Annotated in this window: 20 protein-coding genes and 1 riboswitch; of the genes, 11 read left to right on the top strand and 9 right to left on the bottom strand. The window is 75.0% G+C overall.

The features are described 5' to 3' along the window. Nucleotides 1-439 precede the first annotated feature (439 nt). Nucleotides 440-1192 (bottom strand): class I SAM-dependent methyltransferase, encoded by a 753-nt coding sequence (locus IE330_RS24490; protein ID WP_190138264.1) that lies wholly within the window; start codon nucleotides 1190-1192, stop codon nucleotides 440-442. Nucleotides 1193-1423: 231 nt separating this feature from the next. Continuing rightward, nucleotides 1424-2413 (bottom strand): helix-turn-helix domain-containing protein, encoded by a 990-nt coding sequence (locus IE330_RS24485; RefSeq protein ID WP_444546234.1) that lies wholly within the window; start codon nucleotides 2411-2413, stop codon nucleotides 1424-1426. A 208-nt stretch (nucleotides 2414-2621) separates the two neighbouring features. Here IE330_RS24485 and IE330_RS24480 point away from each other — a divergent pair, with 208 nt between their 5' ends. Beyond that, nucleotides 2622-3647: an NAD(P)-dependent oxidoreductase gene (locus IE330_RS24480; RefSeq protein WP_268257340.1), complete on the top strand. Its 1026-nt coding sequence runs from the start codon at nucleotides 2622-2624 to the stop codon at nucleotides 3645-3647. 473 nt (nucleotides 3648-4120) lie between these two features. Then, a complete protein-coding gene (locus tag IE330_RS24475) occupies nucleotides 4121-6343 on the top strand; it encodes an MMPL family transporter (protein WP_190138261.1) in 2223 nt (740 codons plus the stop codon). A gap of 151 nt (nucleotides 6344-6494) precedes the next feature. On the opposite strand, the gene IE330_RS24470 is transcribed toward IE330_RS24475, so the two are convergent. After that, nucleotides 6495-7256 carry a class I SAM-dependent methyltransferase gene (locus IE330_RS24470; RefSeq protein ID WP_190138260.1) on the bottom strand — a complete coding sequence of 254 codons (762 nt, stop codon included), beginning with the start codon at nucleotides 7254-7256 and terminating at the stop codon, nucleotides 6495-6497. Between the two features lie 230 nt (nucleotides 7257-7486). On the opposite strand from IE330_RS24470, the gene IE330_RS24465 reads away from it, so the two are divergent. From IE330_RS24465 to IE330_RS24455, 3 genes are all read left to right on the top strand, one after another. After that, entirely contained in the window at nucleotides 7487-9790 is a 2304-nt protein-coding gene (locus tag IE330_RS24465; RefSeq protein WP_190138259.1) for a PEP/pyruvate-binding domain-containing protein, read from the top strand. Further along, entirely contained in the window at nucleotides 9787-10701 is a 915-nt protein-coding gene (locus tag IE330_RS24460) for a hypothetical protein (protein ID WP_190138258.1), read from the top strand. The genes IE330_RS24465 and IE330_RS24460 overlap by 4 nt, the downstream gene beginning before the upstream one ends. A 308-nt stretch (nucleotides 10702-11009) precedes the next feature. Next, nucleotides 11010-11765: a protein tyrosine phosphatase family protein gene (locus IE330_RS24455; RefSeq protein WP_229925886.1), complete on the top strand. Its 756-nt coding sequence runs from the start codon at nucleotides 11010-11012 to the stop codon at nucleotides 11763-11765. An 11-nt stretch (nucleotides 11766-11776) separates the two neighbouring features. Here IE330_RS24455 and IE330_RS24450 read toward each other — a convergent pair whose 3' ends face one another. Both IE330_RS24450 and IE330_RS24445 read right to left on the bottom strand, forming a co-directional pair. Then, nucleotides 11777-12526, bottom strand: a complete 750-nt coding sequence (locus tag IE330_RS24450; protein ID WP_190138257.1) for a tyrosine-protein phosphatase — start codon at nucleotides 12524-12526, stop codon at nucleotides 11777-11779. 121 nt (nucleotides 12527-12647) lie between these two features. Further along, on the bottom strand, nucleotides 12648-13271 hold the full coding sequence (locus IE330_RS24445; RefSeq protein ID WP_190138256.1) for a TetR/AcrR family transcriptional regulator: 624 nt from the start codon (nucleotides 13269-13271) through the stop codon (nucleotides 12648-12650). Nucleotides 13272-13395: 124 nt separating this feature from the next. Here IE330_RS24445 and IE330_RS24440 point away from each other — a divergent pair, with 124 nt between their 5' ends. Beyond that, the gene (locus IE330_RS24440) at nucleotides 13396-14844 is read left to right on the top strand and encodes an amidase (protein ID WP_190138255.1); all 1449 of its coding nucleotides are present in this window, start codon (nucleotides 13396-13398) and stop codon (nucleotides 14842-14844) included. A gap of 52 nt (nucleotides 14845-14896) precedes the next feature. Here the strand turns inward: IE330_RS24440 and IE330_RS24435 are convergent, their stop codons facing one another. Continuing rightward, nucleotides 14897-15691 carry an arylamine N-acetyltransferase family protein gene (locus tag IE330_RS24435; RefSeq protein WP_190138254.1) on the bottom strand — a complete coding sequence of 265 codons (795 nt, stop codon included), beginning with the start codon at nucleotides 15689-15691 and terminating at the stop codon, nucleotides 14897-14899. A 222-nt stretch (nucleotides 15692-15913) separates the two neighbouring features. Here IE330_RS24435 and IE330_RS24430 point away from each other — a divergent pair, with 222 nt between their 5' ends. Together IE330_RS24430 and IE330_RS24425 are read left to right on the top strand one after the other, a co-directional pair. Next, the gene (locus tag IE330_RS24430; RefSeq protein WP_190138253.1) at nucleotides 15914-16060 is read left to right on the top strand and encodes a hypothetical protein; all 147 of its coding nucleotides are present in this window, start codon (nucleotides 15914-15916) and stop codon (nucleotides 16058-16060) included. 341 nt (nucleotides 16061-16401) lie between these two features. Further along, nucleotides 16402-17379, top strand: a complete 978-nt coding sequence (locus tag IE330_RS24425) for a hypothetical protein (protein WP_190138268.1) — start codon at nucleotides 16402-16404, stop codon at nucleotides 17377-17379. 42 nt (nucleotides 17380-17421) lie between these two features. On the opposite strand, the gene IE330_RS24420 is transcribed toward IE330_RS24425, so the two are convergent. Further along, on the bottom strand, nucleotides 17422-18015 hold the full coding sequence (locus IE330_RS24420) for a TetR/AcrR family transcriptional regulator (protein ID WP_190138252.1): 594 nt from the start codon (nucleotides 18013-18015) through the stop codon (nucleotides 17422-17424). A gap of 179 nt (nucleotides 18016-18194) precedes the next feature. Between IE330_RS24420 and IE330_RS24415 the strand changes: the two genes are divergently transcribed. From IE330_RS24415 to IE330_RS24405, 3 genes are all read left to right on the top strand, one after another. Continuing rightward, on the top strand, nucleotides 18195-18614 hold the full coding sequence (locus tag IE330_RS24415; protein ID WP_190138251.1) for a DUF4345 domain-containing protein: 420 nt from the start codon (nucleotides 18195-18197) through the stop codon (nucleotides 18612-18614). Nucleotides 18615-18662: 48 nt separating this feature from the next. Beyond that, nucleotides 18663-19655 (top strand): GlxA family transcriptional regulator, encoded by a 993-nt coding sequence (locus IE330_RS24410; RefSeq protein ID WP_190138250.1) that lies wholly within the window; start codon nucleotides 18663-18665, stop codon nucleotides 19653-19655. A gap of 71 nt (nucleotides 19656-19726) precedes the next feature. Beyond that, entirely contained in the window at nucleotides 19727-20368 is a 642-nt protein-coding gene (locus IE330_RS24405) for an isochorismatase family protein (protein ID WP_190138249.1), read from the top strand. A 66-nt stretch (nucleotides 20369-20434) separates the two neighbouring features. Here the strand turns inward: IE330_RS24405 and IE330_RS24400 are convergent, their stop codons facing one another. Together IE330_RS24400 and IE330_RS24395 are read right to left on the bottom strand one after the other, a co-directional pair. Continuing rightward, entirely contained in the window at nucleotides 20435-21313 is an 879-nt protein-coding gene (locus tag IE330_RS24400) for a bifunctional 5,10-methylenetetrahydrofolate dehydrogenase/5,10-methenyltetrahydrofolate cyclohydrolase (protein WP_229925885.1), read from the bottom strand. Nucleotides 21314-21334: 21 nt separating this feature from the next. Further along, nucleotides 21335-21421: riboswitch (ZMP/ZTP riboswitch) on the bottom strand. 53 nt (nucleotides 21422-21474) lie between these two features. Further along, a complete protein-coding gene (locus tag IE330_RS24395) occupies nucleotides 21475-21846 on the bottom strand; it encodes a VOC family protein (RefSeq protein WP_190138248.1) in 372 nt (123 codons plus the stop codon). Nucleotides 21847-22021 lie beyond the last annotated feature (175 nt).

Raw genomic sequence — 22021 nt, 5'->3', positions numbered from 1 at the left:
CCGCGACGACCGCGGCGCACCCGGCGACGGCCCACCCGGCACGCCGGGGCCCGGACGGCGGGCGGGACGGCGCCCGCCCGCCGCGGCCCGGCCGTGCCCCGGGCGGGCGCGGCCCGCGGCCCGATGCGTCCTGCGGCACGTACCCGTTCATGACGGGCTCCTTCCGTCGCCCGCCACCGCGGGTGGGCGGCGGCGTGATCGCCGTGGACGCCGACGCGGAAGCGGGATCACGTCACTGGTCGCCCTCCACTCTTCCCGGGCGCCGGGCCGGGCGCGTCGTGCGCCCGGGCGACGTGGTCCTGCATCCTTCGACGCAGCCCTCGCGGGCGCGCTCCGCCCCCGGGCCGGGCCCGGAGCACGCCGAACGGTGCAGTGCCGCCCCGTCCTCGGGGCCACTCGGGCCTTCCGCTGGAGCAGCCCCACCCCGTCCTGGGGCCGCTCAGGCCTCCCGGCGGAACAGCCCCGCCCACAGGAAGGACTCGCCGAAGTGCGGGGAGTCCGGCGGCTCGGCGCGCATGCGGCGCAGCTCGACCTCGGTGAGGTCGGCGAAGATCCGGCGCAGCGACTCGGCCGTGTACGCGAGACCGCCGTGCGGCCCCGGCTGCCGGTAGAGGTCCGCGTCGGACAGCTCCGAGCCCATGCCGCCCGCGGCGAAGCAGGCCAGGACGAGATGGCCGCCCGGGGCGAGCAGGCGGTCGAGCAGCGCGAGGTAGCTGACGCGCCGGTGCGGCGGCAGGTGGTGGAAGCACCCCGAGTCGACGACGAGGTCGTAGGGCCCGGGCAGCGCGTCCGGGCCGAGCGCGAAGGCGTCACCCTGGTGGAAGCGGATGTCGGCACCGGCCTCGCGGGCCCGTTCGGCGGCCCACGCGAGGGCGGCCGGGGACAGGTCGACGGCGTCCACCGCGAAGCCGTGCGCGGCCAGGTGGAGCGCGTTGCGGCCCGGACCGCAGCCGAGGTCCAGGGCGCGGCCGGGCGGCAGGCGGCCGTCCCGGAGGTAACCGGCCAGGTGCTCGTCGGGCTTCGCCACGAAGAACGGCACCGGCCTGGACCGGTCGGTGTAGAACCCGTCCCACCAGTCGCCCGCCTCCGCCGTCCAGCGGTCCGCGTCCGGCGCGAACAGCCGGTCCATGAGCTCCAGCACGTCCTCGACACTGCGTACGTTCCGCTCGACCACGCGTGCGTCCCCGTCCATCCCGACCCCTTTCACGATGTGCCGGGACAGTACCGCCGATGAGCACGAAATCCCAGGTCAGAGCGGGTGCGCCGACCTCGCGTACCGGCCTGTGCGGGGTGTTCGCGGACACCCCGGCGGCGGCGTACGCGGCCCCTCCCCGGAGCCTCGCAGGACCCCGTGCAGGGCCGTCACGGGCCCGTTCCGGCCGCCGCCGGGGCGACTTCCCGAAGCCGTCGGCGGCGCGGCGGGTCACGCGCCGCGCGGCACCTCCTGGCCCGCACGGGAGAACGCCCGCCGGTAGTCGCTGGGGGAGACGCCCACGTGCTTGAGGAAGTGGTGGCGGAGGTTGTTCGCCGTGCCGAGGCCGCTGAGTTCGCCGACCTTCTCCACCGGCAGGTCGGTGGCCTCCAGGAGGCTCTGGGCGCGCGCGAGGCGCTGGTTGAGGAGCCACTGCAGCGGCGTCGTACCGGTGGCGGCCTGGAGGCGCCGGTAGAGCGTGCGCGGGCTCATCGCGGCGCGGCGCGCCAGGTCGTCGACCGTGAGCGGCCGGTCGAGGCGCTGCCGCGCCCACTCCAGGACCGGGCTGAGGCTCGCGTCGTCGGCCTCGGGCACCGAGAGGTCGATGAACTGGGCCTGTCCGCCCGGCCGGTGGGCGGGCACCACCATGCGGCGCGCGAGCTGGTTGGCCACGTGCGCGCCCAGGTCGCGGCGGACCAGGTGCAGGCACAGGTCGAGCCCCGCCGTCAGGCCGGCGCTGGTCAGCACGTCCCCCTCGTCGACGTACAGGACCGAGTCGTCGACCTCCACCTCCGGGTAGCGCGCGGCGAGTTGCGCGGTGTGCTGCCAGTGCGCGGTGGCGCGCCGCCCGTCGAGCAGGCCCGCCTCGGCCAGCGCGAAGGCGCCGTTGCACAGCGACACCACGCGGGCGCCCGCCGCGTGCGCCCGGCGCAGCGCGTCGGTCAGGCCCTCCGGCAGCGGGGCGCCCTCCTCGACGCAGGCGTCGGGCACCGAGGGCACGATGACGGTGTCCGCGCCGACGAGGTCGTCGAGACCGTAGGGCGTGCGCACCTGGAACCCGGACGGGTGGGCGGCGTCCTGCCGCGCGGCCCCGGTGCCGCACAGCCGCAGGTCGTACCAGGGCTCGGCCAGGTCCGGCTGCGGCTTGCCGAACACCGTGCACGGGATGCTCAGTTCGTACAGGTCCCAGGAGGGGACCCCGATCTCCTCGGTCACGACCACCGCGACGGAACCAGCGCTCATTCCGCGAGGATACGGCCGCCCCGCGCCGTGGCAGGAATTTGGTGCCCGGCGGCACCGGCGTCACTGTCCCGCGCCCCGGCCCACTGCGAGGGTTCTCGTACGTGATCACCGCGGTCGCCGCCGCACCGGCGGAGGCACGGCGCCGCGCGGCCGCCGTCGATCACCGATGACCGATGACCGATGACCGATCACCGGGCCACCGGCCCTCGTACGGCCGGAACCACTCCGTACGGCGGGGACCACTCCGCGCGGCCGGAACCGTTCCGCACGGCCGGAACCACCCTCTACGACGAGAACGAACGCGTCCGGCGGACGCACGAGGAGCAAGTACACGATGAACGCTGAACGTCGCACCCCCGTCACCGTCCTGGGCCTGGGCAACATGGGCGCGGCCCTCGCCGCCGCCTTCCTGGAGCGCGGCCACGCGACCACGGTGTGGAACCGCACCGCGCACAAGGCCGAGGCGGCGGCCGCGCGCGGCGCCCGCGTGGCGGCGACCCCCGAAGAGGCCGTGGCCGCGAGCGACCTGGTCGTCGCCTGCGTCCTGGACTACGACGCGCTGCACGAGGTCGTCGACCCCGTGGTGGCGACGCTCGCGGGCCGGACGCTGGTCAACCTCACCACCGGGTCGCCCGAGCAGGCCCGGGAGTTCGCCGCCTGGGCCGCCGAGCGCGGCATCGCGTACCTGGACGGCGCGGTCATGACCACGCCGCCCGGTGTCGGCAACCCGGAGATGATGTTCCTCTACAGCGGCGCGCGGGAGGCCTTCGACGCCCGCACGTCCGCGCTGGAGACGCTCGGCGACCCGCTGTACCTCGGCGAGGACGCGGGCCTCGCCTCGCTGTACGACGTGGCCCTGCTCGGCCTGATGTGGGCGTCCTTCGGCGGCTGGCTGCACGGCACCGCGCTCGTCGGCGCGGACGGCGCGAAGGCGGTGGACTTCGGGCAGTTGGCCGTGCGCTGGCTCGGCGGCGCCGTCAGCGGGTTCATCACGCGCTACGCGGCCCAGGTGGACGACGGCCGCTACCCGGGCGACGACGCGACCGTCGACGTGCAGATCACCGCCATCGGCCACCTCATCCACGCGGCGGCCGACCGCGGCGTCGACAGCGCGCTGCCGGAGCTGCTCAAGGCGGCCATGGAGCGCGCCAGCGCCGCGGGCCACGGCGCGGACAGCTTCGCAAGTGTGATCGAGGTGCTGCGGAAGCGCTGACGGCGCCCCGGAGCAGTCCGCGGCCCCGGCGGAGCGGAAGGCGGCCCCTGACGGGAGCGCGAAACGGACGCTTCCGGTCCGCTGCGGGCGGGGGTGCCGCGACGGCGGGCGCGGGGGCCGCGCGCTCGGCACACCCGCCCCGCCACCGCTCAGGTGTCTCAAACGCCACCCTTCCCGAAAAGTGGAGAAGGCGGCGAAATGACCGATATGGGCCGAGGGTTGATCCTCAAGAGACGCAGGTCACACCCCCAGTACATGAGATCTACATGTAACCGGACCGTCTCCTACCCGAGGATGACTCGGCCGACTTCCGACTACGACGGACGTGGGCCAGGACTCCGGCCCGCAGTCTGACTTCCGGACTCGTTGCTGCCGTCACGATGGAGTGGATCCTGCCGACCCCTCCTGTCGCGCGGCGTAGTGCCGCCGGAGGTCGGCCTTGCTTGCCAAACCCGACGGGAGTCTCGTTCGCCGTGGCTACGTTCCTCTACAAACTAGGCCGTCTCGCCTTCAGACGGCGCTGGTGGATGGCACTGATATGGGTGCTGCTCTTCATCGGCGCGGGCGTCGCGGCATCGTCGGCTCCCGCACCGCCCGCCGATACGTTTTCCATGCCCGGCACGGAGTCGCAGAAGGCCTTCGACCTGCTGGACGAACGGTTCCCGCAGACCAGCGCCGACGGGGCCACGGCCCGCGTCGTGGTCCGCGCCCCCGACGGTGAGAAGATCACCGGCGGCGAGAACAAGGCGAAGGTCGAGAAGCTCGTCGACCGCCTGGGCAAGGGCCCGAAGGTCTCCAAGGTCGACGACCCGTACAAGGCGGGCGCGGTCAGCAAGGACGGCACCACCGTCTACGCCACGGTGTCGTACAAGGTCACCGGCTCCGAGCTGACGGACAAGAACAAGGACGCGCTGGTCGACACCCTCAAGGACGCCCGCAAGGACGGCCTGACGATCGAGGCCGGCGGTGACGCCGTGCCGACCGAGCAGTCCATGGGCGGCAGCGCCGAGATGATCGGCATCGCGGTCTCCGCGGTGGTCCTGATCATCACCTTCGCCTCGCTGATCGCGGCGGGCATGCCGATCCTCACCGCGCTCATCGGCGTCGGCATCGGCATCTCCTCCATCACCGCGCTCGGCAGCACCCTGGAGCTGTCCAGCACCACGTCGACGCTGGCCATGATGATCGGCCTCGCGGTCGGCATCGACTACGCGCTGTTCATCGTCTCCCGCTACCGGGCCGAACGGGCCGAGGGCCGCCTGCCGGAGGACGCGGCGGGCCGCGCCGTCGGCACCGCGGGCTCCGCCGTGGTCTTCGCCGGCCTCACCGTCGTCGTCGCCCTCTCCGGCCTCGCCGTCGTGAACATCCCGATCCTCACGAAGATGGGCCTCGCCGCGGCCGGCACGGTTGTCATCGCCGTACTGATCGCGCTCACCCTCATCCCGGCGCTGCTCGGCATCGCGCCCCGCCGCGTGCTGCGCCGCAAGGACCGCAAGAAGCCCCTCGGCGTCCCGTTCACCGACCCGAACGCCAAGCCGAAGCTCGGCACCCGCTGGGCCCGCTTCGTGCTGCGCCGCCCGCTCATCGTCCTGCTCTTCGCCGTCGTCGGCCTCGGCGCCGTGGCCTCCCCGGCCGCCAAGCTGGAGCTCGGCCTGCCCGACGAGGGCACGTACGCGACCGACACCACGCAGCGCAAGGCGTACGACATGCTGTCGGACTCCTTCGGCAAGGGCTTCAACGGCCCGCTGACGGTCGTCGTCGACAAGGACAAGGGCGCGGGCGCCGCCGCCAAGGAGGTCGGTGAGGCGCTGAAGAAGTTCGACGGCGTCGTCACCGTCACCCCGGCAGCGCCGAACAAGGCCGACAACACGGCGACGATGACCGCCGTGCCCAAGACGGGACCGAGCGACGCCGACACCGAGAAGCTGGTCAAGAAGATCCGCTCGGACATCAGCGCCGTCGAGGCCAAGACCGGCTCCGAGGTCCTGATCACCGGCGCGACCGCCATGACCATCGACTTCTCGCAGACCCTCGACGACGCGCTCATCCCGTACCTGGCCCTCGTCGTCGGCCTCGCCTTCCTGCTCCTGATGCTGGTGTTCCGCTCGATCCTGGTCCCGCTGAAGGCGGCGCTCGGCTTCCTGCTCTCGGTGCTCGCCGCGCTCGGCGCGGTGGTCGCGGTCTTCCAGCAGGGCCACCTCGCCGACCTCTTCGGCGTCGACCAGCCCGGCCCGATCATGAGCATGATGCCGATCTTCATGATCGGTGTGGTCTTCGGCCTGGCCATGGACTACGAGGTGTTCCTCGTGACGCGGATGCGCGAGGCGTACGTCCACGGCGAGCGCCCGGGCGAGGCCATCGTCACCGGCTTCACCCACGGCGGACGCGTCGTCGCCGCCGCCGCGATCATCATGATCAGCGTCTTCTCCGGCTTCATCATGGAGGACGACGACATGATCAAGATGATGGGCTTCGGCCTCGCCGCCGCCGTCCTGTTCGACGCCTTCGTCGTCCGCATGGCGATCGTCCCGGCCGTCCTGGCCCTGCTCGGCAAGTCCGCCTGGTGGCTGCCGCGCTGGCTCAACGCGATCCTGCCGAACGTCGACGTGGAGGGCGAGAAGCTCTACAAGCGGCTCGCTCAGACGGACGGCGCCCCGTACTCCGACCCGGAGCGCGAACTCCAGCACACGCGCTGACCCACCCCGGCCGGGGGCACGCCCCCGGCCCGGCGCAACGGCCCGGCGGCCCGGTGACCTCCTCGGTCACCGGGCCGCCGGCGTCTGCGGGCCGCCTCGGCCGGGGGCCTCCTTGCCCGGGGGCTCACGCGGGTCCCCGGGCCGGCCGGGGTCAGGCCCCGGCGGCGGGCTCCCGCTCCTTGCGCGCGTCCAGGATCGCGGCGTGCGGGTGCGCCAGGTACGGCGTCCAGAAGTCGTCGTCGGGCCCGGCCCCCGGGTCGTCGGCCAGCCGGTGCGCCTCCCACCGCGGCGCGCCGAACCCCGCCTCGGCCAGGGCGCTCTCCAGCGAGGCGGCGGTCCAGTAGCGCGCGGTGAACGCGGCGCTGTGCTCCCCGACGGTGAAGGAGAAGCCCACCGGCGCCGCGTCGCGCCGCTCACCCACCTCAAGGCGGAAGCCGTACCGGGCGTAGTAGTGCTCCGGGTCCGGGTGCAGCTCGGGGTGGATGGGCAGCGTCAGGAACCGCCCGCCGGGCCGCAGCGCCGCCGCCACGTCCCGGCACATTCCGACCAGCTCCTCGTACGTGGTGGCGTGCGGCAGCACGTACACGCCGAGCACGACGTCGAAGGCGCCGCGCAGGTGGTCCGGGAGCGCCCCCGCGACGTACTCGACGCCGAGGCCCTCGTCCTCCTCGCGGCGGCGGCAGTGGTCGATCATCCCCGCGGACGCGTCCAGGCCCACGACCCGCCGGGCGCCGCTGCGGGCGAGCAGCCGGGTGTACACACCGCTGCCGCAGCCGAAGTCGAGGACGTCCAGGCTCGCGAGGTCGCCGAGGTGGCCGAGCACGGTGGGGAACTCCAGGCGCTGCCGGAACGCCATGCCCGAGGACTCCTCGTATATCTGGCCGAGTTCGTCGAACTGCCTGCTGCTGGTCACGTCTGCTCCTTCTGGCATCTTCTGGCATCGGGTGGGGCCCATCTTCCTCAGGCCGCCCGCCGCGCCGCCAGCGCCCCGGCTCGGTCACGGCCGCACCCGCCCTGGTCACCGGGCGGTTTGGCGTGATTCGGGCGCCCGTGCACTCAACTTCGGCGCCCGGACACGCGTCCGTGCTAAGGGCTGGACGATTCCTGGGCCCGAGAGGTGCTGTCGGGCGAAGGAGGCAGGCCATGACCGGGGTCGACACGGACCGGCTCGACGTGGTGGGGCTGGAGGCGCGACGCGCCCGCGACCCCCGCACCGCGGGGGCCAAGGCCGCCCATCTGGCCCGAGCGGCCAGGGCGGGGCTGCCCGTGCTGCCGGGGTTCGTGCTGGTGCCTGCCGCGGAGGGGGCCGCCGCTGCCAGGGGCCCGCGTACCGGTACCGACCCGCGTACCGGTACCGACGCACGTACCAGTACCGACCCGCGTACCGCCACTGGGACCGACCCGCGTATCGGCACCGGCACCGGCACCGGCACCGCCGCAGGCACCGACACGAGCCCCCACACCCCCGGCCCCGGCACCGGTGCCCCCGAGGACGGCCCCCTCGGCGCCCGTGGCGAGGCCGAACTGCGGCGCGCCTGGCGGGCGTTGAGCCGCGACGGGCGGCGCCCCCTGGCCGTGCGCTCCTCCTCGGCGTACGAGGACGCGGCCGACTCCTCCCTCGCCGGGCTCTTCGAGACCGTGCTCGACGTGCGCGGCTGGGGCGAGTTCACGGACGCTGTACGACGGGTGCTGCGCTCGGCGCGGCGCACCCCGCGGGCGGACGCGGACGGCACCCCGGGCGGCTCCATGGCGGTGCTCGTGCAGCCCATGGTGCGCGCGGCCGTCGGCGGCGTGCTGTTCGGCGCGGACCCGATGGCCGGACGCCGCGACCGGATCGTCGTCAGCGCCGTCGACGGCGGCCCCGACCGGCTGGTGAACGGCAGCGTGCAGGGCGTGCGCTACCACCTCACCCGGCACGGCAGGCTGCTCGACACCGAGCCGGGCGAACCCCGCGACGCGCGGCTCCTCGACCGCGGCCGCCTGCTGCGGCTGCTGCGCCTCGCGCGCGACGCCGAGCGGGAGTTCGGCGGGCCGCAGGACATCGAGTTCGCCTTCGACGCCGACGGCCGGCTGTGGCTGTTCCAGACCCGCCCCATCACCGCGATGCCCGCGCGCCCGCCGCGCCGCGCCCGGCTGCTCGGCCCGGGGCCGGTCGCCGAGACCTTCCCCGGCGTCCTGCAACCGCTGGAGGAGGACCTGTGGCTGGTGCCCATGGCGCACGGCCTGGCGGTGGCCCTGGACATCGCGGGCGCGGCCCCGCGCCGCCGCCTGCGCCGGGTGCCGCCGGTGACCACCGTCCACGGCCGCGCCGCCGCCGCGGTCAGGCTGCTCGGCGCGGCCCCGCCGGCCCACCGTCTGCTCGGGTTCCTCAACCCGGCGCCCGCGGCGCGCCGGGCCGCGGCCGCCTGGCGGATGGGCCGGGTCCGCACCACCCTGCCGACGCTCGCGCTCGACCTGACGGCCGACGTCGACCGGTATCTGGCCGAACTGCCCGCCCCCGCCGAGATGCTGAGCGGCCAACTGCTCGCCGCCGTCTCCTGGGGGCGTGCGGCGCTGTCCGCGCTGCACGCCCAGGAGTCGCTCGCCGGTGCCCTGCTCGGCCCGGGATCGGGCGCCACGGCCGTGGGGGAGGCGCTCGCGGTGCTGTCCGAGGCGCGCGCGGACGAGCCCGACGACGCCCGGCTCATCGCCCGCCACCCCGTCCTGCTGTCGCTCCTGCCGCCCACGCTGGGCGGGCGCCCGCCGCTGCCGGAGCGCACCGGCTGGACCGGGGCGCCGCGCGGCACGGCGGTGCTGCCCGCCCGGGAGGGGCTGCGGCTGCGCGTCCGCTGGGTGCAGGAGATGCAGGCGGGCATGGTGCGCGAGCTCGCCCGCCGCCTGACCGCCGTGGACCTCCTCGACGACCCGGGCCGTGTGGCCCTGCTGCGCTGGGCCGAGCTGACCGCCGCGGGCGACGGCGAGGGCCTGCCCGCCGACCTGCCCGAGCGGCTGCCACGGCCGCAGCGCCCCGAGCTGCCCGCCGCGTTCCGCCTCGCGGACGGCAGGCCGGTGGCCGAACCGGGCCGGCGCCGGGGCGCCGCCGACGGCCAGGGCGCGGGCGGCGGCTTCGGCTCCGGCACGGCCTGGCACGGCGGCGGGGAGCGCCCCCGGTTCGCGGTCCTCGTCGTCCGGGCCCTGGACCCGGCGCTGGCCCCGCTGCTGCCGGGGCTCACCGGCCTGGTCGCCGAGACCGGCAGCGTCCTGTCGCACCTCGCGGTGCTCGCGCGCGAGTACCAGGTGCCGACAGCCGTCGGCGTACCCGACGCCCTGGAGCGCTTCCCCGCCGGGACCCGGCTGACCGTCGACGGTTCCACCGGGGCCGTGGAAGCCGTGCGGATGGCGGCCGTCGGCGAGCCGCCGCGACCGCGCGCGCACGGCGCCGACCACACGGAGGGGATGGCGTCATGAAGTACGCGAGCTATGTCTTCGGCGGTCTGACCGCCGCCGCTGCCGCCGCCTACAGCGTCGTCTACCTCACGCGCTGGGAGTGGCAGCGCGCCCTCATCTGCGGCATGCTCCTGCTGGTCATCGAGGGGCTGCTCGTGTGCACGGTGCTCCTGAGCCGCCTCGGCCGCCTGGAGCGCCAGCTCGCCGACTCCGGCCGGCGCACCGAGGAGGTGTGGCGGCGCCTCCAGGAGTCCCGCGCCGAGGAGGGCGTACGGTTCCGCTGGCTGGAGCCCGGCTCCTCCGACGGCACCCACCGCACCTACGTCTTCGTGCCGGTCCTGATGGCGGCCGGGGCCCTGCTGTCGGGCGTCGCCTGGGTCGTGCAGAAGATCTCGGCGGCCACCGTCCGGCCCGGCGCCGAGCGCCGCCTGGCCGGACGGCTCGCCCGCCTCGCCGCCCCCGCCCCGCCCGGACCGCGGGGCCGGACACCGGAGTTGGAGGACGACGAGGCCGTGCCCCGGCCCCGGGTGCTGCGCGGTGTCGTGGTGGGCGGTGCCGTCGCGGTCGCCGGGCTGCTGCTCGCGCTGTTCGTGGAGACACTGTCCGATGCCACGCAGACCCGGCCCGGCAAGGCCACCGGCGCCGCCGCGACCACCGTCGTCTACCGGGTACGGGTGCACGGCACCGGCGACGCGCACGCCCGGGCGCTCGCCGCCCGCGCCCTGTGGGAGAGCTGCCGCCGCTCCACGGCGGCTCTGAACGTCCACGCCCCGCTGGCCCGCCTGGACGGCGACGTCTGGGCCGGGGTGATCCGCCCGGCCCTCTCCGAACACGACGTGATGCGGCTGCACGGCTGCCTCACCGACGCCACGGCACACCGCACCAGCGCGCAGGTCCTCGGCCAGAGCCAGGTGGAACAGGCGGGCCGGTGAGCGGCCTGCGGACAGGGCTGGGCAACTGGCGTGCGCGCCGCGGGAGGTGAGCGTACGGGAGGGGTGCGTGGGGGAGGGGCACGTGGGAACTGTGGGCCGGGTCGCCGGGCCGGTGGGCGACCTACCGACGGCAGCGAGCAACTAGCCTGCGCCCAGCGGGAAATGAGCGTACGCAAGGGCCGCGTGAGGGCCATGGACCGGGTCGCCGGGCGGGGATGGCGCCGGTAGCCTGGACGGCATCCGTGTACCGTCCGTCCCCTGCCGATGTCCGGCGTGCGGCACCGCGCGCCTCTGGTGGTGACCGCCTGTTGTCCCGTGCCCCGTCCGTCCGTGACGCCTCCGCCCGTACCGTCGCCCGCCTCGCCTCGGCAGCCACCACCACGCCCGCCGCGCGCGTGGGCGGCAGACTGGGGCTCCACCGGCCCGGCCCCCGCCGCACCGCGAAGCTCATCGGCCTGTGCGTCCTCGGCTACACCGTCTTCTGGCTCACCGCGTCCCTGGGCGTCCTCGCCGTGTCCGCCTGGGCGGGCGAACGCGTCGGCGCCGAGCGCGAGCTGTCCGGGGTCCGGCACTTCCAGCGGGTCGACGACCGCCTGTGGCGCGGCTCCGCGCCGACCGAGGCCGGTTACCGCGCGCTCGCCGCGCACGGCATCCACACCGTGGTGGACCTGCGGGCCGAGGACCTGAGCGCGGCGGAGCTGGCGCGGCCCGGACGCGCGGGCCTCGACGTCGTACGGATGCCGGTCCGCGACGGGCAGACGCCCGACAGCGCGCAGGTCGACCGGTTCCTGCGCGTCGTCGCCGAGGCCGAGGGACCGGTCTTCGTGCACTGCGGCGCGGGCGTGGGCCGCACCGGCTCCATGACGGCCGCCTACCTGGTCCGCACCGGGCAGGCCACGCCGGGCCAGGCGGCCCTGCGGACCGTCGCGGTCGGCCCGCCGTCGCTGGAGCAGATCTACTACGTGCTCAGCGCCGACCGGGACGTCAGCCGCCAGCCCCCGGACGTGGTGTCCCTGGTCAGCCGCCTTGCGGACGCGCCGCGCCGCATCAAGGCCTCGCTGTAGGGCGGCTCCGGTCAGGCCCCGGCCCCGCCCGGCTCCTCCAGGAGCGCGGCCCGCAGCGCGGCGACCAGCTCCCCGTCCACGCCCAGGCGCGCGGCGGCGTACCCCGGCAGGGACCCGTACCGCTCGGCGATCCCGGCGAGGAAGAGCCGCATCACCTCCGCGGGCGCCCGCCCGTAGTCCGGCCAGACCGGCGCGCGGCCCGGGTGGGCGGCCCGCCAGTCGGCCAGGAGCCGCTCACTGGCCAGGCCGGTGAGGGCGAAGTCCTCGACGATGTCCGCCTCGTCGACCCCGCACAGGCTCAGGACCAGCGCGGCGAGCAGTCCGGTGCGGTCCTTGCCGGACGCGCAGTGGAACACCACGGGCCCCGCCCCGGCGTCGGCGATCACCTCAAGCGCCCGGCGCAGCTCCTTCACGCCGTCCTCGGCGACCTCCAGGTAGCGCTCGGCGAGATAGGGCCCGGCCTGCACGTCGGGGCCCAACGCCGCCTGGTCGTACGGGCGGTGCTCGACGCTCAGGTTGTGATATCCGAACGACGCGTGCTCCGGCACCCGGCCCTTCCCCTCGATCTCCCAGGGATAGCGCAGGTCGATGACCGTGCGCACGCCGAGCCCGAGAAACCGCTCCCAGTCGGCGCCCCGCAACTTCCCCAGCGAGTCCGCCCGATACACCCGCCCCCACCGCACCGCACGCCCGTCCGCACCCGTATACCCGCCCAGATCACGAAAGTTGTGCAGCCGCTCGAAACCTATGTGTCTGTCCACGGACAGCACCCTAGGCGCGGCCGGGCCCCGCCGACCGCGACGAAGATCACCACCCGCCCCGGCCGGTCCACGGTGCGGCCGCCTGGACACGGGGGCCGGGGCGTGCTGGGCCGCGGCGCGGTCAGCCGGCCTCCCCGCCGTCGGCTCCGGGGGCGCGGTGCCGGGCCACGATCCCCTCGACGATCCTCAGTAGCCGCTCCCCGGTCCGGTCGATGCTGCCGTTCTGCGTGCTGACCTGTGCGCCTTCGAGGACGAACGTGATCTCCGCCGCGGCCTGTTCGGGGTCCGCGAGGCCTGCCGCGGCGCACATGCCGACCAGCCTGCGGGTCTGCAGGGCCTTGTGTTCCTCGATGACCTGCCGCGCGGGGTGGGCGCGGTCGGGCAGTTCGGCTAGGGAGTTGATGAACGGGCAGCCCCGGTACGACACGTCCGGCAGCCCCTCCGCGATGAAGCGGGCGAGGCCGAGGATCTGCTCCCGGGGCCGGTCGGGGTACGCGGCCTCGACCCGGTCGAAGGCCCCTTGGTACTCGGCGGCGACGATCCGCAGCCACTCCGCGACCAGGGCGTCCTTGGTCTCGAAGTGCCGGTAGATGGCCATCTTGGTGGTCTCGGCCCGCTCGGCGATCGCCTGCACGCCCACCCGGCGGATGCCCTCGCTGCGGAAGAGTTCCTCCGCCGCATCGAGGATGCGCTCACGGGGCGGCAGCTTCGCCACCCTGCTCGGCCTTGCGGCGCTCGATGCCATGACTGCTCCGTCACATCCCGTCGGTGGACCCTTGCCTCCCTGCTACGGTACCAGCCAGTCCCATACGATACCGATAGGTATCGCATGGGACCCGACAGTATCGTTCGACCTGCTGGGAGGGACAGTGAGAAGTGCCGAGTACGTGCGCCACGACGCGGTCGGGCTCGCGGAGCTCGTCGCCGCGGGCGAGGTGGCCCCGGCCGAACCGGAGGCGGCGGCCCGCGCGGCCGCGCGGGCGGTCGACCGGCTCGGAGCCGTCGTGGAGACGTGGCCGACCGACGACCGGCCCCGCCCCGGCAGCGCGCCGCTGGCCGGGGTGCCCTTCCTCATCAAGGACCTCGGCGTCACCATGGCCGGCCGGCGGACCGAGCTGGGCAGCCGTCTCGCGGCCGGCCACGTCGCCGCCGCCGACTCCTTCCTGATGCGGCGCTTCCGCCGTGCGGGCCTGGTGACGTTCGGCCGGACCGCGACACCGGAGCTGGCGTACGACATCACGACCGAACCCGTGCTGTACGGCGCCACCCGCAACCCGTGGGACCCGGAGCGGAGCGCGGGCGGGTCCAGCGGCGGCGCGGCCGCGGCCGTGGCCGCCGGGGTCGTCCCGGTCGCCCACGGCACCGACGCCGCCGGGTCGCTCCGCATCCCCGCCGCCTGCACCGGCACCTTCGGGCTCAAGCCCACCCGCGGCCGGATCTCCATGGGCCCCGACGCGGACGAGATCTTCCACGGCCTGGCCGTGCACGGCGTCGTCAGCCGCACGGTGCGCGACAGCGCGGTGCTGCTCGACCTGACGCGCGGCCCCGAGCCGGGCGACCCCTACACCGCCCCGGAGCCGTCCCGCCCGTACGCGGAGGAGGTCACCCGCCCCCCGGGCCCGCTGCGCGTCGGCGTCCTCGCCCAGGCGTGGGGCGGGCGGCGCACCGCCGCGCCGGTGGCCGACGCCCTCGCCCGCACCGTGGACCTGCTCGCCTCCCTCGGCCACCGGGTGGCGGAGGCGAAGGCCCCCCTCGGGGTCGACTGGGAGGAGTTCGTGCTGGCCCACGCCCGGCTGTCGACGGCGAACATCGCGGCCACGGTCGACGCGCTGGCCGCCGCCCTCGGCCGGCCCGTCGACGCCTCGACCCTCGAACCGGTGACCCTGGCCGCCCACCGCGACGGGCAGCGGGTCAGCGGCCCCCAGCTCGTCGCCGCCCTCGCGCTGCGGAACCAGGTCACGCGCAGCCTCGCCCGGGCCTTCGACACGTACGACGTGCTGCTCAGCCCGACCCTGCCGGACCTCCCGCCGCCGCTGGGGGCCCTGGCCGAGGGCGCGGCGGCGCTCGACGGGCTCGGCTGGACCCATCGCCTGCTCGACCGCTCGCCGTTCACCGCGGTGTTCAACGTGACGGGCATGCCCGCCATGTCCGTACCGCTGACGGCCGATCCCGGGACGGGGCTGCCGATCGGCATGCACTTCGCCGCCGGCCACGGGCGCGAGGACCGGCTCTTCCGCCTCGCCGGACAGCTCGAACGGGCGAGCCCGTGGGCGGACCGGACCCCCGCGGTGTGGGCAGGGCACCCCACGGACCGCTGACCCGCGCGCGGGGCCTCGGCACACCCCGGCCGTGCGCTCCCCGCGCGGGGCCTCAGCGCCCCCCGACTCGCACCGGCGCCGCGAGCCGCGGCACCCGGTCGAGCGCGATGCCGAAGTGGCGGGCGTAGGCGTCCAGCACCTCGGCGTCCGACGCGAGTTCGGTCACGTGCTTGTCGTCGCCGGTGGTCACCGTGAGCTTGTCGCCGCTGAGCGTGACCCGCCCCGTGTCGGTGAGCACCGTGCACACCAGCGACCGGGTGAAGTGGGAATGCGGTGAGGTGCGGTGGTACCAGGCCCCGGCGGCGAAGTCCGCGAGCGCCCGCGGCCGCGTCTCCAGCAGGTACTGCGGCCGCCCGTCCCGCAGGACGTCGAGGTCGCCGCCGGGCGCCTCGGCGATCCGGAACGTGCCTCCCGGGTCGACCTGGTCACCACGCCCGGTGAAGTCCAGCGGGAAGTGGCTGTGCATGCCGAAGCCGATGTCGGCGAGCCAGTCGCCGCCGTCGGCGGTACGCACCCGGAGCGCCATGTGGTCGTACGGGATGCCGACCCGGTCCTCCTGGTACACGCGGGCCTGGAGCAGCTCGACGTCGTAGCCGAGGGCGGCGAGCAGGGCGGCGAAGGCGCCGTTGAGCTCGTAGCAGAACCCGCCGCGGCGGCGCTCGACGACCTTCGCGACGAGGTCCTCCTCGGTGAGGTCGACCTCCTCGCCGTCGTGGACCGAGAGGTTCTCGAACGGCACGCTCCGCAGGTGGGCGAGGTGCAGCGCGCGCAGCGCCGCCGAGGTGGGCGACGCGGGCCGCTCGGCGCCGATGCGGCGCAGATAGGCGTCAGTCTGTGCGGTGTCCATGCCCCAAGTCTCACGCACCGTGATCGCCCCGGACCACGGCCCGAAGACGAGACCCCCGTCCGCCCTCGGTCCTAGGCCCGGGGGCCGAGGGGGCGCACGGCAGCCGCCCGCCGGGCCGTCGTTCGCAGCCGCCGATGGCATCAGGAGAACGCCTGTGGGTAGGCGAACAGCGATTCTGACAACGCCCGCCGCCACGCCGGCGGGGTCCCGGGGAGGAACCTCATGGCCGGACTCATCGCACGCCTCAAGGCCTACAGCCGTACGCCGCAGGGCCGGCGGACCATCGCCTCCGCGCGCCGGGCCGCCTCCGACCCGCGCAAGCGCGCCCAGGCCCGCTCGCTCCTCACCCGCCTGCGCGGGCGCCGCTGACGCCGTCGCGGGCCCGGACGCGAGCCCGTACGCGAGCCCGTACGCCCGAGAACGCGCGTACGGGCCGGGCGGTCGGGGGCAAACAGGGGCAACGGATCGCTATAGGGTGTACGTTCTGTTTCTTTTTCGCACACGACGTACCCGGAGAGTAATCCGTGACCGCAGTGATCGCCCCGTCCGCCCCGGCTGACCCGTCGGAAGCGGCCGCCCCCGCCGCCGAGGCGCCCCAGGACGTACGCGATGACGCACAGGAGACCGTCGACGAGGTCGCCCAGGAGACCGCCGACGAGGTCGCCCAGGAGGCCACCGACGAGGCCGCCCGCGAGGCCGCGCGGGAGTTCGTGGCGCGCGACGCCCGCGAGTTCGGGGTGTACGCGCGCACCGGCGGGTGGGCGTTCGGCCTGAAGGTGGCGCGCAGCGTGCGTCCGGGCGGGCAGTCGGCGGCGGAGACGCCGAAGGTGTCCGCGAAGGAGTTCGGCGAGCTCGCCGGGTGCTCCGCGGAGCGGGTCATGCGCTACTACAAGGCCTGGGACCGGGCCGCCGACGACGGGCTCGTGCCGCACTTCGAGGAGCTCGCGCCGGGCCAGGAGGTCGAGCTGCCGGACGCCGACGTGTGGCTCACCTACTACGTGCCGCGCTCCAGCGCCACCTCCGCGCGCGGCACCGCGATCGCCGCCGCCGCCGAGGCCGAGGGCATCCGCCCCACCAAGGCCCTGGAGGTCGCCGAGAACCCCACCGCGCTGCGCGCCGCGATCCTCGCCGACCCCTCCACCGCCCAGGCAGCCCGGTACGCACTGCTCGACCGGCTCAAGGAGGACCCGGCCCTGCAGACGGAGCTGGCCCGGGACATCGCCCGTACCGACGACCTGAAGAAGGCCGTCGCGGGCGAGGCCAGGGCCGCCGACCGCATCGAGTACGTCCGCAAGGTCGCGGAGGAGGGCCAGGTCAGGACCCCCGCCGGACAGACCATCGACGCCCCCGTCGCGCTGCGCATGGAGGCCGAGCGGCACCTGTCCCTGATCGACGAGCTGGACGACGCCGAAGAGGCCGGCGAGTGGGCGACGGAGGCGTACGACACCGTCAGGACCCTGGTCGCCGAGACCGTCGAGGCGGACCCCGAACTGCGCGTGCAGGAGCGCAGGACGAAGTTCTACAGCAGCCTCCAGAAGGCCACGAAGGTCTTCGAGGAGCTGACCCTCGACGACGCCGCCGACTTCGGCGACATCTACGAGGACGACATGGTCCAGCGCCTCGAAGAGCTCCAGCAGGCCATCACCACCTGCCTGTCGGCGCTGCGCAGGGCGTCCTCGGCGGGCTGACCCGGGGACCGGGCCGACCGGACCGTGCGGGCCCGGCCGGTGTCACTCCGTCCGGCCGGGCCCCGCGGCGGCGCGCAGCGCGCCGAGGCACGCGCCCACGCACACCTCGCGCAGTTGCTCACGCGCGTACGCCCGGTGGGTCAGCCAGTCCACGCACAGCGTGCGCACGAACACCAGCCAGCTCATCAGTGCCGCCGACACCAACTCCCGTGCCGCTCCGTCGAATTCCCCGGCGTCGAGCAGGCGGGCGCGCAGCTCGGCCAGCTCGTCGGAGATGACGGCCTGGATGACCGGGTCGCCGGCGAGGGTGCGATTGGCGGCCAGGACCGTGTTCCGGTTGGCCTCGAAGTAGTCGAGGTGCGCGTCGAGCCCGGCGGCGAGCTGCCGTTCGAGGGGCACGCCCGGTTCGAGCCGGGTGGCCGCCAGGAGCCGGTCCGCGGCCTGCCGGTACACCCCGGCGAACAGGTCGCGCTTGCCGGGGAAGTAGCGGTACAGCAGGGCGCGCGAGACACCGGCCCGCTCGGCGACGTCCTCCATGCGCACGTCGTCGTAGGGCCGCGCCGCGAACATCCGCGCCCCGACCTCCAGAAGGCGCGCGCGGCGCTCGGCGGGGTCGAGCCGCTGGCGCGTCGTCACCGGCACACCGTACTTGACACGTCTTCACGTCCCTCCTAGCGTCCCCCCTTAGTAGACGAGTGTCTACTAACGGCTACGAGGTCTCTTGACGGCTACGAGGTCTACGACGGTTACGGGTGTCCACTGACGGCTACGGTGTCCGCCGACGGCCGCCCGTCAACGGCTGGGGGTGCGGTCGCATGGCCAAGGTCAGGCTCCTGAGGTCACTGGTCCTGCTCATGGGGTACGCGTGCGTGGCGATCGGCGCGTACCACCTCGTGCTCGGCGTCGCCTCGGTGCCGGGGGAGGGCTCGGCCGGGGCCACGGTCGACAGCCGCGAGCGGTTCTACAACGCGGTCTTCCTCGGCTACGGCCTGGCCTGGCTGTGGGCGGCCCGGCAGACCCCGATCCCCGCGCGGTGGGTGCGCGGGCTCGCCGGGATCTTTCTGCTGGGCGGCGCGGGCCGGCTGCTCTCCCTCGCCGTGCACGGCCCGCCCCAGTGGTTCCAACTGGCCCTGACGGCCCTCGAACTCGCCTTGCCCCCGCTGTACTTCTGGCTCGCCGGCGCGGACGAGGAGGCGGCGGCCGCGCCGGGTCCCGCGGTGCGTGTCCGGATGTGACAGGGAATCGTCATTGCGGCCACCCGGGGCCGCGGCGAGCATAGGGGCATGCCCCTTCCGCACCGGGTCGTCATCGCGGTCTTCCCCGATGTCGACCTCCTCGACGTCACCGGCCCCGCCGAGGTGTTCGCGCTGGCCGGCCGCGAGAGCGCGGGCCGCGCCGGCTACCAGGTCCGGCTCGCCGGGCCCGCCGTCGGGGCGGTCCGGACCTCGGCGGGCGTACGGCTGCTCACCGACGTGGCCTTCGACGACGTCGGCGACCAGGTGGACACCCTGCTGGTGCCCGGCGCCGTCGACATGACCGCCGAGGGGCCCGTGGCCCGCGTCGACCCCGACGTCGTGGCGTGGGTGAAGGCGACCGCCCCGCACGCCCGCCGGGTGGCGTCGGTCTGCGTGGGCGCGCACGTGCTGGCCGCGGCGGGGCTGCTCGACGGGAGGACGGCGACCACCCACTGGTCGACCGCCGCCCAGCTCGCGGCCGACCACCCGGATGTCACGGTCGACCCGGACCCCATCTTCGTCCGCGCCGACCGCGGCCGGCTGTGGACCGGGGCGGGGATCAGCGCCTGTCTGGACCTGGCCCTCGCCCTGGTCGCCGAGGACCACGGCGAACAGACCGCTCTCTCGGTGGCCCGGCAACTGGTGGTCTACCTCAAACGGCAGGGCGGCCAGAGCCAGTTCTCGGTGCCGCTGCGCCGCTCGGGATCCACCCGCCGCGACATCGACGAGCTGCGGCTGTGGATCGGCGACCACCTCGACGGCGACCTGTCCGCGGCGGCCCTGGCCGCCCGGATGTGCCTGAGCGAGCGGCACTTCGCCCGCGTCTTCGCCCAGGAGACGGGCACCAGCCCCGCCGCCTACGTGGAAGCCGCCCGCCTGGAGGTCGCCCGGCGCCTCCTGGAGACCACCGACGCGCCGCTCGACCAGGTCGCGGCCACCAGCGGCCTCGGGTCGGTGGAGACCCTGCACCGGGCGTTCCGGCGCCGGCTCACCACGACCCCGGCGGCCTACCGCCGCCGCTTCCGCACCGAGACCGCCTGACGCTCCAGGCCCCGGCGGCCCTCCCGGCCACTCCTCTACCTTGTCATGCCCATTTCCAGAAAGGTCCCACGATGAACACGCCGCACCCGACCGCGACGCACCCGTCCACGCCCCTGCGCGACGTGATCGGCCTGGACGGCCGCCCGCCCCGGCTGGCCGACTCCGCCCTGATCATGATCGACTTCCAGAACACGTACCGCACCGGCGTCATGGCCCTGAAGGGCGCCGACGACGCCCTCGCGGCGGGCGCCCGGCTGCTGGAGCGCGCCCGCGCCGCGGGCACCCCGGTCGTCCACGTCGTCAACGACGGCGGGGAGGGCACCCCGTACGACATCCGCGCCCACATCGGGGCGATCAGCGACGAGGTCGCCCCGGCGGACGGCGAGCCCGTCGTCGTCAAGCGGTTCCCCGACGCCTTCCACGCCACCGACCTGGAGAAAACCCTGAGCGACCTCGGTGTCGCGCCGGGCAAGGACCTCGTACTCGCCGGGTTCATGACGCACATGTGCGTGGCCTTCACCGCCCAGGGCGCCTTCCAGCACGGGTACCGCCCCACCGTCGTCGCCGAGGCCACCGCGACCCGCGCCCTCCGCGCCCCGGACGGCTCGGTCCTGCCCGCGGCCGCACTCCAGGCCGCCGCCCTGACCACGGTCACGGACCTGTTCGGCACGGTCGTCACCACCGCCGAGGCCCTCGACGTCCCGTCGAGCTGATCCGGCGCGCCCTCGGCCGCGGCGGCTGCCGGCCGCCGCGGCCGCGCGTACCCGCCGGGGCTTCCGTCAGGCCAGGCCGAGCTGTCGCTCGGCCGCCGTCACGGTCTGGTCCAGGAGCACCGCGATCGTCATCGGGCCGACGCCGCCCGGTACCGGGGTGATGAGGCGGGCACGGTGCAGCGCGCCGTCGAAGTCGACGTCGCCGACGTTGCCCGGGTTGTACCCGGCGTCGATCACCACCGCGCCCGGCTTGACGTCCTCGCCGCGGATCAGCCGCGGGCGGCCCACGGCCGCCACGACGACGTCGGCCTCGCGGACGTGCGCCGACAGGTCCGCGGTGCGCGAGTGGCAGTACGTCACCGTGGCGTCCCGGGCCAGCAGCAGCATCCCGGCGGGCTTGCCGAGGATCGCGCTGCGGCCGACCACGACGGCGCGCTTCCCGGCGAGGTCCACGTCGTACGCGTCGAGGAGGCGCATGATGCCGCCCGGGGTGCAGGACACGAAGCCGGGCCGGCCGAAGCTCATCGCCGCGAACGAGCTGAGCGTGACGCCGTCGACGTCCTTCTCCGGCGCGATGGCCTCGAACGCCGCGCGCTCGTCGATGTGGTCCCCGACCGGGTGCTGGAGCAGGATGCCGTGCACCGTCGGGTCCTCGGAGAGCGCGCGCAGGGTGGAGACCAGCTCCTCGGTCGTGGTCGCGGCGGGCAGCGCGAGGTGGCGCGAGACGATCCCGGCCTTGGTGCAGCGGTTCCGCTTCATCCGTACGTACGTGACCGACGCGGGGTCCTCGCCCACGAGGACGGTCGCCAGACAGGGCGCGCTGCCCGTGCGCCGGGCGACCTCCGCCGCGCGGGCCGCGGTCTCCCCGGCGACGCGCCGCGCGAGCGCGGTGCCGTCCATGAGCTGGGCGAGCTGGGCGGGAACGGTCGTGGTGGTGGGGGACATGGCCGCCTCCAGGCGTGGTTGACCAGTCGCCCAGGCGCACGGCATCGACATCTGCGTCAGGCCGCTCCCCGGTGGTGCTCCACCCAAGCGCCAGTCACGGCCCGCGCCCACTGTAGTCGAACGGGGGCGGCGGCCCGTCGGCGAGCCCCGCCCCCGGTCCCTCAGGCCCGGCAGAGGCAGAAGGGGTGCCCCGCCGGGTCCGCGTACACGCGGAACCCGCGCTGCCCGTCCTTGTCGTCCAGGTCCAGCGGCATGGCCCCCAGCGCCAGGGCCTCGCTCTCCGCCTCCGCCATGTCCTCGACGGTGAGGTCCAGGTGGAGCTGCTGGGAGTTGGCGTCGGCGCGCGGCCACTGCGGCGGGCGGTGGTCCGGGGCGCGCTGGAAGGCGATGCGGTTGCCGTCCGGCGTGTACAGGTCGTACCAGTCGTCGTCGTACTTCTCCACGGTGCCGCCGAGGAGCGCCTTGTAGAAGCCGGCGAGGGCGGGCGGGTCGGGGCAGTCCAGAGCGACGAGACAGTATCGGGCTACAGGCATTGGCGTTCTCCTCGTCCACGTCCACACACGGTCTTGGCGCGCCTCGGCGGCCACCGGCCCACGGGTGCCCGCGAGCGGGGCCCCGCATGCCAGGTGCCCGGCGGGGCGGGGCGCGCGCTCCGCACCGGCCGCCGCCCGGGGGCCGGACGGCGGCCGGACAGGCACTGTTCCACGC

This window comes from Streptomyces longispororuber (genome assembly GCF_014656095.1).
Taxonomy (GTDB): Bacteria; Actinomycetota; Actinomycetes; order Streptomycetales; family Streptomycetaceae; genus Streptomyces; species Streptomyces longispororuber.
Note: the sequence above shows the minus strand (reverse complement) of the source record. Positions and strands in the feature narration are given on the sequence as shown.

What these genes read in the sequence shown, in the direction of transcription:
- IE330_RS24490 (WP_190138264.1), bottom strand. Translation starts at nt 1,192, where the DNA reads ATGGACGGGGACGCACGCGTGGTCGAGCGGAACGTACGCAGTGTCGAG.
- IE330_RS24465 (WP_190138259.1), top strand. Translation starts at nt 7,487, where the DNA reads ATGACCGGGGTCGACACGGACCGGCTCGACGTGGTGGGGCTGGAGGCG.
- IE330_RS24395 (WP_190138248.1), bottom strand. Translation starts at nt 21,846, where the DNA reads ATGCCTGTAGCCCGATACTGTCTCGTCGCTCTGGACTGCCCCGACCCG.
- IE330_RS24435 (WP_190138254.1), bottom strand. Translation starts at nt 15,691, where the DNA reads ATGGACACCGCACAGACTGACGCCTATCTGCGCCGCATCGGCGCCGAG.
- IE330_RS24400 (WP_229925885.1), bottom strand. Translation starts at nt 21,313, where the DNA reads ATGTCCCCCACCACCACGACCGTTCCCGCCCAGCTCGCCCAGCTCATG.
- IE330_RS24430 (WP_190138253.1), top strand. Translation starts at nt 15,914, where the DNA reads ATGGCCGGACTCATCGCACGCCTCAAGGCCTACAGCCGTACGCCGCAG.
- IE330_RS24415 (WP_190138251.1), top strand. Translation starts at nt 18,195, where the DNA reads ATGGCCAAGGTCAGGCTCCTGAGGTCACTGGTCCTGCTCATGGGGTAC.
- IE330_RS24405 (WP_190138249.1), top strand. Translation starts at nt 19,727, where the DNA reads ATGAACACGCCGCACCCGACCGCGACGCACCCGTCCACGCCCCTGCGC.
- IE330_RS24460 (WP_190138258.1), top strand. Translation starts at nt 9,787, where the DNA reads ATGAAGTACGCGAGCTATGTCTTCGGCGGTCTGACCGCCGCCGCTGCC.
- IE330_RS24445 (WP_190138256.1), bottom strand. Translation starts at nt 13,271, where the DNA reads ATGGCATCGAGCGCCGCAAGGCCGAGCAGGGTGGCGAAGCTGCCGCCC.
- IE330_RS24410 (WP_190138250.1), top strand. Translation starts at nt 18,663, where the DNA reads ATGCCCCTTCCGCACCGGGTCGTCATCGCGGTCTTCCCCGATGTCGAC.